Source organism: Spiroplasma cantharicola (assembly GCF_001281045.1).
GTDB classification, from domain to species: Bacteria; Bacillota_I; Bacilli_A; order Mycoplasmatales; family Mycoplasmataceae; genus Spiroplasma_A; species Spiroplasma_A cantharicola.
The window spans coordinates 594733-608744 of the sequence record NZ_CP012622.1; the positions used below are offsets into that span (position 1 = coordinate 594733).

Here is a 14012-nt window from a genome sequence, read left to right on the forward strand (position 1 = left end):
TTTAGTTTTCAAAAAGTCAACCAATAATTTTAATATACAAAAGTTAAAGATAATACAATCTATTTTAAAATAGTTAGATATATGTTAAAATAAATATGGTGATTTCTTATGAGTAAAAAAATATTTGATTTAAATAGAGAACTGAAATTTGATCTTGATTATGTCTATTTCAATCAAGGAATTAGTGATTGTCTTCATGATAATCTTGCAGAAGATAAAAGAGATAGTTATTTTAAATGTACAAAATGTTTTACTATTTTTACATTTGAAAGTATGAAACAAGCACTTAAATTCCAGAAAAGAATTTTAAAAGATTTTGATTTTGAATTAGCAGAAAATAATTATAAATTATTAAGAAATGGTGACAATAATGAACAATAATACTATTACATTTTTTTACAATAACATGACAATGATTATGCTACACCTTGAAAAATCAGTTGGTTTATTAGCTGATTTTGAAAATTGAAGTAAAAGTGAAGATGAACAAATATCTTTATTAAAAGAGACTGCATTAAAAGAAAATTTAAAAACTACACTTTTTATTTTAAGTAGTAGAGAAATGAACTACGGACTTTGAAATTCTAAAAATATAATTAAAAAAGCAGAATTAAATAAAATTGATTATGTTGTTTTTTATCAATTAAATCCAATGATTAATACTATGGATGATTTAGATTTATATCAAAACATTAGTGGTTTTTTAAATATAAAAAAAATGATTGTTGCAAACAATTTTTTATTAAAAGAAGCAAGTAAATTTTCAACAAGCTTTGTTAAAAAATGTTGAAAAGAAAATGCAATAATAATAGAAGTTAAAAAAACAAAAGACTTAGAAGATAATTTAATTTTATTAAAGGAAAGTAAATTTAAAGAATTTGAAAAAGAAAATAATCTAAATTATGAATTTACTGGAAGAGTTAGTGAAGGTAAAAAGAGGGGAAGAACAATTGGTTTTCCTACAATAAATTTAATAACAGAAGAGTTCATAGCTTTAAGTTATGGTGTGTATGCTTGTGATGTATATGTTGAAAGTTTAGACAAACATTTTTTAGGCTCTGGATGTTATTGAAAAAATGAAATGCAACAAGATGTATTTGAAATATTTTTAATAGATTTTGATAAAGAAATCTATGGATGAAAAGTTGAAGTTCGTTTAATTGAAAAATTACGAGAAAATATTAAAGTTAATGGTTTTGATGAATTAAAGGAACTATTAAAAAAGGATCTTGCAAATACACTTAAATTCAAAAAACATATAAAATAGAAATTAATTCTCTTAGTGTACATAATGTTAAAAGACATAAAAATATACTAAGAGAATTTTTTACATTTTTTTTTTTTTTTTTAAAAAAAAAAAAAAAAATCATACTATAAGGGATTCTAGGGAAATTTATAAATGATTCAATTATTTAGTTTTTTTAGTATATTCATTGTACTCAAGATTGAATATTTAAAGATAGAAATAAAATAAATGTCTCTTTTAATACTTCTGTTGGTAATAGCAGTAATTATAGCAATCATTTAGTTCCTGGCCCAGAATGCTCAGTTTATAACAAAATGATGAATTTAACTCTACTAATAAAGTTGATATTCTTGATGTAACTGAGCAAGTTTCTTCTGGGGAACTTATTGGGGCGGATATCAACTTAGATTAGGAACAATTTGAAGTGATGAAGGTAGTGAACGATCTATCATTTCACTTAGTATTTTATATTAAAAAATGAGTTAATGGCGGTTCTCATATAACCCCATATTTTTTACAAGTTATATGAGCGATTGCTCATAAAGTAAGATTTATTAATTGCGGTTATTAATAATAATATATATCGACAAGTTATGGATCTATTATCCTATTTAGAAAGAATAATGAAAGCAATATCAGAAATGCTGAACTTTAATTTATTTATGTTAAAATACATTTGAATGAAAAGAGCAAAATAATTTATGGAAAAACAAAAATTTTATTTAGGTAGTCATGTAGGAATGAACGCAGCAAATAATTATCTAATTGGTAGTGCAAAAGAATCAATTGAAAATGGAGCAAATACTTTAATGTTTTTTACAGGAGCTCCTCAAAATACTAGAAGAACTGAAACAAGCAAACTTAATATTGTTGAATTTAAATCAATGTTGATTGAAAATAATATTGATATAAGCAAAGTTATTTGTCATGGACCTTATACAATAAATTTGGCAAATACTGTAAAAGCAGAAACTTTTGACTTAGGAGTTAGACTTTTAAAAGAAGAATTACTTAGATTAGAAGAAATTGGTGTTCATACTGTTGTATTACATCCAGGTGCAGCTGTAGGAGCTCCAAGAGAACTTGCATTAGCAAATATTGCAAAAGGATTAAATATGGTTTATAAAGCTCTTCCAAACACTCCAGTAAAAGTTGCTTTAGAAACTATGTCGGGAAAAGGAACAGAGGTTTGTATTACATTTGAAGAAATTAAAACTGTACTTGACTTAGTTGAGCAAAAGGATAAAGTTGGAGTATGTTTTGATACTTGCCATATGCATGATGCTGGCTATGATGTTAAAAATAACTTTGATAAAGTAGTTGAAGAATTTGATCAGATAGTTGGCTTAGATAAACTATTGGCAATTCATTTAAACGACAGTAAAAATCCAATTGCAAATCATAAAGATCGTCATGAAAATATTGGCTATGGTTATATTGGTTTTGAATCACTTGCCAATATTGTTCATAATCCATTATTCAAAGAGATTCCAATTGTTTTAGAAACACCATGAATTAATGCAAAAGTTAGTCCTTATAAAGTAGAAATTGAAATGATTAAAAATAATAAATTTACAAATCCGTTTAAAGATAAAGAAATAAAATAAAAACTGCTTTAAAAAGCAGTTTTTATTTATGATATAAATTTAATCTTAATCTCAATGACTTATCAAGAATTTTAATATTTGTTTTTATTTCCTTTATTTGTTCAGTAAAAATCGTTTGCAAGTAGTTATCTTGAATGTTTAATAACATTGAAATTGTTGTTAAAAACTCTACTCAAATAGAAGGATTTTCACTATATTGATTCATTTCCTTTAAGTTAATTTGTTCATTTTCAAGTATTTTTTTAAAATCACATTTATATTTTTTTAAGCATTCTTTATCAAATAAGTTAATTATCTTTAAATCCGAATAAATTAGGTTAAAATTACTTAATACCTTGATACATAATTCATTAATTTCTTTATTTGTTATTTCATTTCTTTGATTATTACCTAATAAATGAAATAAAGTATTCATATTGACATTATCATCTAAAAAATCATCACTCATCACTAAATTTCTCCTTTATTTAATAATATATTAATGTAAAATAATAGGGAATTAAGGTGAAAAAAATGAAAAAATTACTTACAATTTTAACTGGCTTATCTATAATTGTTACTCCAGCAACTCAAATAGTTAGTTGTAAAATAACAACAGATAATACTTTTAGAAGTTTTAAAGATATTGAAAAATATTGAGGAACAAAAACTCATAATACAATTATTTTTAATAGTGAACAAGCAAAAAGTGATGATGATAAATTAAAATATATTAATACTGAAATAAAGAAAATTATATCTAATAATTTTATTAATCAAGAAGAAGTTAACAAGGCTTTAGGAAATAAACCAGATAATACAACAGTTAAGGATGAAACTGAATTAATTAAATTTGAATTTTATAAGTCAAATTTGGGTTTTCTAATTGGAAATGAAGAGAAACTGATTACATTTTTAACAGATAGCTTTCAAAATGATAAAAGTAAACCAGTTGAAGTTTACTTTAAGTATAAAGATCCAAATAATAAAGAAAATCCAGATAAACTTAATGATAAATATTTAGATTTAAAATTCACAAATATTCCAGAGTTAAAAAAAGGAGTTTATAAAGATAGTAATAGTATTTTTGGAAATATCAATAAAACAATTCAAATAGAAAAATATTTTTTTAATGATTTAAGTGATGTGGTAAAGCAAAATGATACAAAATCACTTGACTCAGCTTTTTTTAAAAAAAATAAAAAATCTACATTAAAATTTATAAAAGGCATTTTTAAAGCTATAAAAGAATCTTCTGAAAACAACATTGATTTATCAAATACTTTACAGTGAGTCGAAATGGAAAATCCTCATATTAATGATGAAAAAAATCCTAAATATGAATGAAAAGTATTATCTCCTGAAGAACAGTTTTATAGAGAATTATTGAACACATCTGCTGATGAAGAAAGCCTACTAGAGGGTTTTGGAGAGTTAATAAAGGAATTAAAAAATGAAAATAGTAGTGGTTTAAAAAAATTAACATGATTAGGGTTAACAGATAATGTTTTTATTTTAAAACAATAAAGAAAGATAAAAAAAGAAAAATGGAAAAGACAATTAGTATATTAAAAAAAAGAAGAAAAAATACAATTCAAATTTTGTATAGACTTTTTTTATTAGAAGAAGATATCAATAAAATAAAACAAGAAGTTCTAGATGGTTTTCAATTGGAAACATTTGAAGAAGAATTAAATAATTATATTTTTGATATCTTAGATAATACACTTGAATATAAAGCATTAATCTCAAATTTACTACCTGAACTTTGAAATTGAACTAGATTACCTAAAATTATTCAAGCAATTTTAGTTAATGGAGTTTATGAAATTAAAAAGGAAATAACACCAAAGGCAGTAATTATAAATGAGAGTATAGAATTAACAAGAGAATATTTACCAAGTTTTGAAACAGCATTTGTAAATGGTCTTTTAGATAATATAAAATAAGAGGGTACAATTATGAGCATAACAAATTTTACAAATTTTAAAGATGATTTAGCAGATCACTTAAGTTTAATGGCAAAAGAAATCAAATTTTTACTTTATAAAGAGTTTAAAAATTATATTTTTAAACTAAAAATAAGTTCTTACACAGAAGTAAAAGAAAATTTTTTTACAAAAGCTTTTTGTGAATTATCAACTTATTGCTATTTACAAAGTTTTGAATCTAAACTTCTAAATTCAAAAAATTATTTAATAGTAAAAGATTATTTAAAAAATTCAAAGAGAAAATTTTCAAAGCAGAATTTTGAAAATGTTGTTTTTATAACTGCTACTAAAGTATCTAAAAAAGACCCAGAAATTCAAGATGTTATTCATAAATTAACTGATGAACTAAATGTAAATGTTACAATAAGAAATTTAGATTGATATAATAATCAACACTTTTTACAGTATGCTAAATTAGATAGAAAAGTTTCTTATTATCAAGAGCAATTAATAAAATTAATAAAAGTTTATGATAAAGAACTATTTGATAATTTATCAAATAATATTTTTGCTGGAACTAAAATAAGTTATAAAAATGAATGAAATCAATTTTTAACAAAAAAAATTATAAACAGTTTAGATAAATTTCTTTATACACAATTTAATTATGATGAACTAAGATATCAAAATAAACTTGAAAAATTAAACGAGGTTATTAGCGAAGATACTATATATGTTTTTTTAAATAATGTTGAAGTGAAAGATAACTACAAAGCAACTTTGGTAAATGACTTAAAGTTCTTTGAAATTTTTATTAAAGATGACAGTCCTATTTTTACAATAGATAAAGATAATTTCTTTAGTTTATTAAAGCCATTATCTTTAAGAAATTTCAAAAATTTTAATGAATTGATTAAATACTTATTTAAAAATAAAAAAAGAAATCCGACAACTGAGTTAACAACAGATACTTCAAAAACAACAGATACTTTAAATTGATATTGAAATAAAATTCTAGAAAATACAGATTCAAATGAAGAAAATAAGGATCTAAAAAAAGAAAATAAAAATTTAGAATCAGATGAAGAAAGAGATCTTGAAAAAACAGTTACTTTTAATGCTCATGAAACTCTATCAGATTTATCAAATGATAATATTTTTGAAATTCAAGAAGATACACCAAATGATATTTTAAATGAAAATGAAATTCAAGAACCAATTAATAGCATAGTTGAAAAACCAATTTCAAAAGATAAAATAGAGAGATTTCAAAATTTTATAAAATTATACGAAGAAAATAAAAATGAAATAGAATTATTAACAGATAATTATGACCAAGATAAATATTTAAATTTTAAAGAGTCTGTTAATAAAAAGGACATCTGAGATTTATCAAATTTTATTGATAATAAATATGATGATTTAGTTTTTTATTTAAAAAATAAAAAAATATTGAAACAAGATTTAGTTAATTATGAAATTTTATATCAAAAAACAAAAAAATGTCTTGAAGAAAATGAATTATTAAAATAAAAAAGTAGATGATAATTAAGAGGTGCTACTATGACAGAAATGATCTTTAAAATTACAGACTTTACAGATATGTTAAAAGAATATCTTGAGAATTCAAATACTTTTAAAAATGTAAATGTAAAAGGAGAAGTTGCAAATTTAACTCTTAATAAAACAGGACATATTTATTTTTCGCTTAAAGATAGTCAAGCAAAAATTGATTGTGCGATTTGAAAAACTAATGCTAGTGTTTTTACTAATTTAAATATTCGAGAAGGAACTGAAGTAATTGCAAGAGGTTCTTTATCATATTATAAACCAACAGGAAAAATTACTTTTATAGTTTATGATGTGAGAGTTGATGGAGTTGGTGAACTTGCTCTTTTATATGATAAAAGATATAAGGAGTTGCAAGAGCAAGGTTGATTTCTAGATGAATTTAAAAAACCAATTACTAAATTTCCAAACAATATAGGAATTGTAACAGCTGCAACAGGAGATGCTATAAAAGATTTAATTACAACAATTAAAAGAAGATATCCTCCTGTAAATATATTTTTATTCCCTTCATTAGTTCAAGGTGATGGAGCAGCAAAAGATATAGCTAAAAAAATAAAACAAGCAAATAACTTTAAAATAAAAATTGATACTTTAATTGTTGGAAGAGGTGGGGGAAGTTACGAAGATCTTTGATCATTTAATGAAATGGAAGTTCTTCAAGCAATTAAAGAAAGTGAAATACCAGTAATTAGTGGTGTTGGTCATGAACCAGATATAACTCTAGCAGATTATGTTTCTGATTTTAGAGCTTCCACACCAACAGCTGCAGGAGAAAAAGCTACTCCTGATACAGAGAGTGTATTGCAAGCTTTATCTACAAAAACAAATGACTTTGCTAAAGTATTAAAAAATAAAATAGAAAAAATTATTATAGAAGTTGATAACTTTTCAGCAAAGTTACAATTAAGTATAAAATCTAAATTTAATCAAATGATAAATAACTTTAAAAATACTTCAATAAATTTTAATTCAATTATTATAAATAAACTAAATTTCATCAATACTAGTTTTGAAAATAATATTTTAATTTGAAAAAAAAGTTTAGCAAATAAATTAGAAAAAAATATTATAGAATTAAAAACTTATGAAGAAAAAATTGAATTACAAAGTCCTTATTTACCTTTATCAAAGGGATATTCAATTTTAAAACAAGAAAATAAAGTTATTAGATCAGTTAAAGATGTATCAAAAAATCAACTTATTAATGCTGTATTAAAAGATGGAACTGTTAATTTTAAATTAGAGGAAGGAAATGAATAATATGAATAAAAAGAATTTTAATGAACTATTAGACGAAATTAAAAATATTTCAAATAAATTAAATGACTCAAATACATCAATGGAAGATTCAATTGAATTATTTAAAAAAGGAACTGATATGATTAAGGAAGCTAAAGAACAACTAACTAATCTTGAAGGTGAAGTTAAAAAAGTTTTAGATAACAATGAAGTAACAAATTTTTAAAAATCTGGTTTAATAACCAGATTTTATTTTTTTGCAATTTTGTTTGCATCTTCGTCAATAATTAAATTGAAATAAGGGTGTAATGTTAGTATTGTAGAGGGAATATCTTCAACAACCGGACCATTTAATAACTGATCAATAATTTCTGCTTTATTTTCTCCATTAGCAATCATAATAATATTTTTTGTTGCCATTATTTCTCTAGGCCCCATAGTTACATATTCGTCATGAAATAAGTTATTATCTAATTTTGGAACGCTGATATTATTTTCCAAATCCTTATTTTTAATTAATCTTGTTTTATCTCCAAATTTTGTAACTCCAGATAAATTTCCACAAAAATGACCATCAATGCCAATACCTAACAAAACTAAATCTAAACCTCCATCAGTTTCCAATTGTTTAATGTGTTCCTTTCAATTTAATATATTCATTTTATGAATATTTCCTTCATCTATTTTTGTCAATGAATAAAATATTCTTTCTAAATCATCAATAGTAATACCCTTTGAAAGATCATTTTTATAAGGAATCTCATCAAAATTGTAAAAGTGAATTCTTTCTAATTCATTAATTTTATCTAAGTTACTTATTAATTTTTTATAAAATAGCAAAGGAGTTTTTCCTCCAGTTAAAGCAACGTTGATTCTTTTTTTATGTTCATCTTTGTTAATAATATCAATAAATAGTTCTAAAGCCTTATTACTCATATCTTCATAATTTTTTGTTGTAATAACTCTCATTTTTTTAAAATCCTTTCTTATAAAAATATTTTAGAATAAGTTATTGTATATTTACTTTCCAAAAAGGAAAGTAAATAATAAAAAACCCAAACAATTTGGGTTTTTATAGACTCAATATTGTAAAATAAGATAGGTGAAAAGAAATGAAATTAATAGACTTAAAAAATTTTAAAGATTTATATCAACTGAAAGATAATGAAAATTTAAAACAACTAGCACAAGAAATTAGATTTTTTTTAAATGACTTTGTAAAAAAAAATAAAGGTCATATTGGAAGTAATCTTGGAGTTGTTGAATTAACATTATCAATTTTAGTCTATTATAATCTAGATAATTCAATTGTCTTATTTGATACAGGTCATCAATCTCATGTTTATAAACTTTTAATTCATGGAATTAAAAAATTTAATACATTAAAAAAGTTTAAAGGTTTAAGTAATTTTCAAGAAATTCAAGAATCAGAACATGATTGAATTAGTACAGGACATAGTTCAACTTCAATTGCCTATCAATTTGGTTATGCATTGGCTAGTAATAAGGAAAACATTATTTCAATTATAGGAGATGCTGCTTTTTTAGGTTCATATACATTACCAGGTTTAATTAATTTACAAAATACAAATAAAAAAACAATTACAATATTAAATGATAATAATCAAGCAATTGGAGAAAATTCAATAAAGATAAAAGATATGAAAATGTATATTGAATCTTTGGGTCTAAAATACATTAAATGTAATGATGGAAATAATTTTGACCAATTATTTAGTGCCTTTGATCAAGCAAAAAAAGAAACTAAACATGTTTTTATTCATTGTATTACTAAAAAAGCCTTGGGATATAGTGGTGAAGAAATTTTATTTGAAAATCATTCTCTAGAAGCGATAATTCCAAATAATTATTCTAAGCTAGTATCTAGTGAATTAGAAAAATACTTTACAAAAAATGATTATTTAGTTTGTCCAGCAATGATAAGTTCTTCAAATTTTAATAATCTAAAAAATAAATTCAATCAAAATGTAATTGATGTAGGAATCAATGAAGAATTTAGTGTTCTAACAGCTTGTGCAATTGCAAATACAAGTAAAAAAACATTTATATCAATTTATTCAACGTTTTTTCAAAGGATTTTTGATCAATTAGTTCACGATGTTTTTAGAAATAATCTTGCAATTACTTTTTTAATTGATAGGGGAGGTTTAAGTTATGGTGGGGGAGTTAGTCATCATGGAATTTATGATTTATCTCTTATTAATAACTTTAATCAAGCAATAGTTTGTCAACCATATAGCATAAATGATTTGAAACAGATGGTTAAACAAGCTTATATAACAAACAATAAGCAGTTTTTTTTGAGATATGAAAATCTAGAAGCAATTGAAGATGGTTCAAATTCCCAATTTGAAATAGGTGAATGAGAAGAGTTAATTTTTAATAAAACAAATTCCACTACTTTAATTAGTTATGGAAATGTACTTAATGAATTTAAAGAATATATAGAAAAAAATAAATTAAATATTAATTTAATAAATGCTCGATATATTAATCCAATTGATACAAAGTTAATAAATAAACATTTAAATAATAAAATTTATGTTTATGAACAAGTTATTAATAAAAATAATTTATTTACAAATATTAAAAATAAATATAATAATTTTAATATTTATAACTTTTCATTTGATAAAATTAATATAAAGCATGGTGAAAAAGAATTATTATTAAAGGATTTAGAAATGGATGTTGAATCCATTATAAAGAAAATATTAGGAGTGTAAGAATATGGAAAATATAATTGATAAAAATTATTTTTTAGACAAAGTTTCAAAAGACAAAGAAATAGTTGATTTACTCCATAAGCAAACTAGTAAAGAAAACATTGAATTTTTTGAGCATTTAAAAGAATTAAGAAGAATTTTACATTTAAAAACACAAACTGATAAGAAAATTTTATTTGAATATGAGAAATTAATAGTTATTCCAACAGGATCAGAAGATACTTTAGTAAAGGAATTAAATAAATTCAATAAAGAAATATATGCTAATTTACCTGAGCATTATATTTTAGAGTTTGAAAAAGATGAAAATATAAAAAATACTAGTAGTAATAACTTAGAAAAAGCATATCAAAAAAATTTAAATCCAATTGTTGAAAAAACAATTCAGGATTTTGGAGATTCAATTTCAAGTGAATCAAATCCAAATGATTTTATAGATAATTTATTAAAAGATGAAACTTATGAGTCTGAAATTATTAAAAATAGTAGAGAGATTTATGTAGATTCAAATGAAGAAAAAAATAAAATGCTTTTAGATATTAGAGACTCTTTAAAAAAAGGAAACTATAATAAATTAAATTTAACAAAACCTTTTTCATTATCAACAACAAAATATATGAAAAAACTTGAAGCTTTAAAAAAAGGTTTTGAAGATACTTATGGTAGTGAATTATTTAAAAAAGTAAGTTTGTGAGTACATAAAGAAAATCAACTGTATGAAAATATTGATAGAAATAAAAAAATAAATAATTTAAAAGCAGAAAAAATTAAATTAAAAAAGAAAAAAAGGATTTAAAAAATTATTTTAAGGAGATTGCTCTATGAAAAAAAGACTTGATCAAATTTTATTAGATTTGCAATTGTCAGAAAACAGAAATAAGGCTAGGGGATTTATAATTGATGGTAAAGTTTTAGTTAATGATGAAAAAATAACTAAACCTGGAACACTATTTGATCAGGAAAAAGTAAAAATTAAAATAACTAAACAAGAAAATGAATTTGTAAGTAGAGCAGGTAATAAACTACAAAAAGCAATTAAATATTGAAATATTAATATTGAGAATAAAGTTTGTCTAGATATTGGTTCTTCAACTGGTGGTTTTACTGATTGTTGTTTACAACATAAGGCAAAATATGTCTATGCAGTTGATGTGGGTACTAATCAATTGGATTGAAAATTAAGAAGTAATGAAAAGGTTAAATCTTTAGAAAAAACAAATTTTAGAAATGTAAATAAAAGTTTTTTTGAAAAAGAAATTAATTTTTTTTGTTGTGATGTTAGTTTTATTTCTGTTGAAAAAATTCTTTTACCTTTAAAAGATATAGTAAATGAAAATGTAACAGGAATTATTTTAATTAAACCTCAATTTGAGTCAGATCGTGAAGATGTTAAAAATGGAAAAATTAATTCAAAAGAAGGACATATTAAAGCAATTAAAAGAGTTATTAACTATTGTAATCAAAATCTTTTTTCTATAATCGATCTTAATTGATCGCCAATACTTGGTAGTAAGAAAAAAAATATTGAATATTTGTGTTATATTAAAAAAATAAATGAGTTGCAAAATAGCTTTAATATAAATTTAATTGAGCAATTGGTAAATGAATGTTGGGAGTTTTTTGAAAATAATGGAGAAGAATAAGAAAGTAATTTTTCTTTTAGATATGGATGCTTTTTTTGCAAGTTGTCATATGGCAAAAGATCCAAGTCTTAGAAATAAAAATGTTGTAGTTGCTTCGCCAAATCGAAGAGCAATTGTAACTACAGCAAGTTATAATGCAAGAAAATTTGGAATAAGAGCAGGTACACCAGTTTTTAAAGCATTGGAAATGTGTAAAGACCTTTACATTGCAAATTCAGATTTTAGTTTATATATTGACTATTCAGAAAAAGTTTTTGATATTATTTATAATAATTTTACAAAAAGTTTTGAAGTTGCTTCAATTGATGAATGTTATATTGATATGACAAAAACGTGAAAAAAATTTGGCACAGTTAAAAATGCAGCTCAGGCAATTATAGATATGATTTATAAAGAAACTGGTTTAACTTGTTCAATTGGAATTAGTACTAATAAATTTTTAGCAAAAACATGTGTTGATTTTAATAAGCCAAAAGGAATTTCCTTTTTATTAGAAGAAGAAATTGAAGAAAAGCTTTGACCAATGAAAGTTGAAAAAATGTTTATGATAGGTCCAGCAACTCAAAAAATTCTTAATCAAAATAATATCTCAACAATAAGAGATTTAGCACTTCATGATTTAAATTTTTTAATTGAAATATTAGGAAAAAGGGGAATGACGCTTTGATATTGAGCTAATGGTAAAGGTAATGACGAAGTAACAAGAGAAGCTAGTGAATTTAAATCAATTGGCAATGAATTAACTTTGAATTTTACAACAACTAATCATGAAGAGATTGAAGAAATAATATATGAGTTAAGTTTAAAAATTGCAGATAGAGCCAAAAAAAGATTTCTACAAGGTAAGACTATTACAATAGTTGTTAAATATTTAGATGATAATACAAGTGAATTTTATAATGATAAGTTAAGAAAAAAGCATATTACAAAACAAGAATCAGTTCAAGAACTTACAAATGATCCAGAAATAATTTATTCTGTTGCAAAGCAATGTTTTTATGAATTATGAACTGGTCAACCAATATTATTGTTAGGAGTTAGAATAAGTAATTTAGCAAATCAAATTGAACAAACAAAACAGTTATCAATTGATGAAATAGATTTATATGAAGGTATTGACTATAGTGAAGTTGAAAAAGTTATTTATAATTTAAATTTAAAATTTGGAAAAGATAAAATTTTTACTGGCGATAAATTACTAAAATATATTGAGAAAAATGTAGTTCAATCTAAGTTTTTAAAAAATGACGATGTTCATATTTCAAATGAGCAAATGATTAATAAATGAAAAAATAAATAGGGGGTATAAAAATGAAATATCGAATTGATGATTTAATCTTGGAATTACATTCAATCCATAATCAATTAAATAAATTTTTATTTTCCAATACCCTCTTGCAAGTTAAAATAAATATTGAAACTAGTAAAAGAAAAAGTAGACTAACCTTAGGTCACTTTGATACAGCAAAGGATTGATCAGATAATTTGAATCAAATAACTATCTGAACTTTAGCTTTAAATGGAGATTATTTAAACATCATAGGGGTGCTTGTTCATGAAATGGTACATCAATATAATTTTGAAAGAAATATTAAAGATGTTGAAAATAATCAAAGACATAATAAGCATTTTAAAAAAATTTGTGAAGAGGTGGCTATGCTCACTGTTGCTAAAAATTCTAGACGTGGATTTTCATCTACTTCCCCTTCACAAGAACTTGTGAAATTTATTGAAAATGAACTTGATTTTAACAAAGACCTATTCACATCTTTAATGCATAAAGATGCTATTAATTATCATCCAAAAGGTTATAATAAAAGTAATAAGTATCTTTGTAAAGGTTGCGATACTATTATAAACAATTCAAGAGAAGTGACACTAAATATTAAATGTATGGACTGCAATATAATGTTTGAAATATTATAAAAAAGTGCATATTGTAATATGCACTTTTTTATAAAAACACAATATTTGCCTTTACTTGGTACCTAATAATGTTAAAATTGAATTATATCTTTACTTTGAAAAATAGATTATACGGAGGTTTT

Annotated in this window: 15 protein-coding genes; 13 read left to right on the forward strand and 2 right to left on the reverse strand. The window is 23.0% G+C overall.

The genetic code is table 4. The features are described 5' to 3' along the window. Window positions 1–108 precede the first annotated feature (108 nt). From SCANT_RS02675 to SCANT_RS02685, 3 genes are all read left to right on the forward strand, one after another. Window positions 109–381, forward strand: coding sequence for a hypothetical protein (locus tag SCANT_RS02675; RefSeq protein ID WP_053946184.1), 273 nt, complete (start codon window positions 109–111; stop codon window positions 379–381). Further along, complete coding sequence (locus SCANT_RS02680; RefSeq protein WP_053946185.1) at window positions 371–1267, forward strand: riboflavin kinase; 897 nt, start codon at window positions 371–373, stop codon at window positions 1265–1267. Before SCANT_RS02675 ends, SCANT_RS02680 begins: the two co-directional genes overlap by 11 nt. 680 nt (window positions 1268–1947) lie before the next feature. Further along, window positions 1948–2853, forward strand: coding sequence for a deoxyribonuclease IV (locus tag SCANT_RS02685; protein WP_053946186.1), 906 nt, complete (start codon window positions 1948–1950; stop codon window positions 2851–2853). Window positions 2854–2875: 22 nt separating this feature from the next. Here SCANT_RS02685 and SCANT_RS02690 read toward each other — a convergent pair whose 3' ends face one another. After that, complete coding sequence (locus SCANT_RS02690) at window positions 2876–3301, reverse strand: hypothetical protein (protein WP_053946187.1); 426 nt, start codon at window positions 3299–3301, stop codon at window positions 2876–2878. A 65-nt stretch (window positions 3302–3366) separates the two neighbouring features. On the opposite strand from SCANT_RS02690, the gene SCANT_RS02695 reads away from it, so the two are divergent. The 5 genes from SCANT_RS02695 to xseB are packed head-to-tail and all read left to right on the forward strand — an operon-like array spanning window position 3367 to window position 7800. Continuing rightward, window positions 3367–4359 (forward strand): lipoprotein, encoded by a 993-nt coding sequence (locus tag SCANT_RS02695; protein WP_053946188.1) that lies wholly within the window; start codon window positions 3367–3369, stop codon window positions 4357–4359. Between the two features lie 20 nt (window positions 4360–4379). Then, entirely contained in the window at window positions 4380–4781 is a 402-nt protein-coding gene (locus SCANT_RS02700) for a transcription antitermination protein NusB (protein WP_053946189.1), read from the forward strand. A gap of 12 nt (window positions 4782–4793) precedes the next feature. Then, window positions 4794–6296 (forward strand): hypothetical protein, encoded by a 1503-nt coding sequence (locus SCANT_RS02705; RefSeq protein WP_053946190.1) that lies wholly within the window; start codon window positions 4794–4796, stop codon window positions 6294–6296. Between the two features lie 30 nt (window positions 6297–6326). Continuing rightward, window positions 6327–7595, forward strand: a complete 1269-nt coding sequence (gene xseA, locus SCANT_RS02710) for an exodeoxyribonuclease VII large subunit (protein ID WP_053946191.1) — start codon at window positions 6327–6329, stop codon at window positions 7593–7595. Window position 7596: 1 nt separating this feature from the next. Beyond that, window positions 7597–7800, forward strand: coding sequence for an exodeoxyribonuclease VII small subunit (gene xseB / locus SCANT_RS02715; RefSeq protein ID WP_158500859.1), 204 nt, complete (start codon window positions 7597–7599; stop codon window positions 7798–7800). Between the two features lie 23 nt (window positions 7801–7823). Here xseB and SCANT_RS02720 read toward each other — a convergent pair whose 3' ends face one another. Beyond that, window positions 7824–8543 (reverse strand): glucosamine-6-phosphate deaminase, encoded by a 720-nt coding sequence (locus SCANT_RS02720; protein ID WP_053946193.1) that lies wholly within the window; start codon window positions 8541–8543, stop codon window positions 7824–7826. 143 nt (window positions 8544–8686) lie between these two features. Between SCANT_RS02720 and SCANT_RS02725 the strand changes: the two genes are divergently transcribed. Genes SCANT_RS02725 through SCANT_RS02745 form a run of 5 tightly spaced genes read left to right on the forward strand, consistent with a single transcriptional unit; the run spans window position 8687 to window position 13890 of the window. Next, window positions 8687–10321, forward strand: coding sequence for a 1-deoxy-D-xylulose-5-phosphate synthase N-terminal domain-containing protein (locus SCANT_RS02725; RefSeq protein WP_053946194.1), 1635 nt, complete (start codon window positions 8687–8689; stop codon window positions 10319–10321). 4 nt (window positions 10322–10325) lie between these two features. Then, window positions 10326–11117, forward strand: a complete 792-nt coding sequence (locus tag SCANT_RS02730; RefSeq protein ID WP_053946195.1) for a hypothetical protein — start codon at window positions 10326–10328, stop codon at window positions 11115–11117. A gap of 25 nt (window positions 11118–11142) precedes the next feature. Continuing rightward, the gene (locus SCANT_RS02735) at window positions 11143–11964 is read left to right on the forward strand and encodes a TlyA family RNA methyltransferase (protein WP_053946196.1); all 822 of its coding nucleotides are present in this window, start codon (window positions 11143–11145) and stop codon (window positions 11962–11964) included. After that, window positions 11951–13264, forward strand: a complete 1314-nt coding sequence (locus SCANT_RS02740; protein ID WP_158500860.1) for a Y-family DNA polymerase — start codon at window positions 11951–11953, stop codon at window positions 13262–13264. Before SCANT_RS02735 ends, SCANT_RS02740 begins: the two co-directional genes overlap by 14 nt. An 11-nt stretch (window positions 13265–13275) precedes the next feature. Beyond that, complete coding sequence (locus SCANT_RS02745; protein ID WP_053946198.1) at window positions 13276–13890, forward strand: SprT-like domain-containing protein; 615 nt, start codon at window positions 13276–13278, stop codon at window positions 13888–13890. The last annotated feature ends 122 nt before the right edge of the window (window positions 13891–14012 follow it).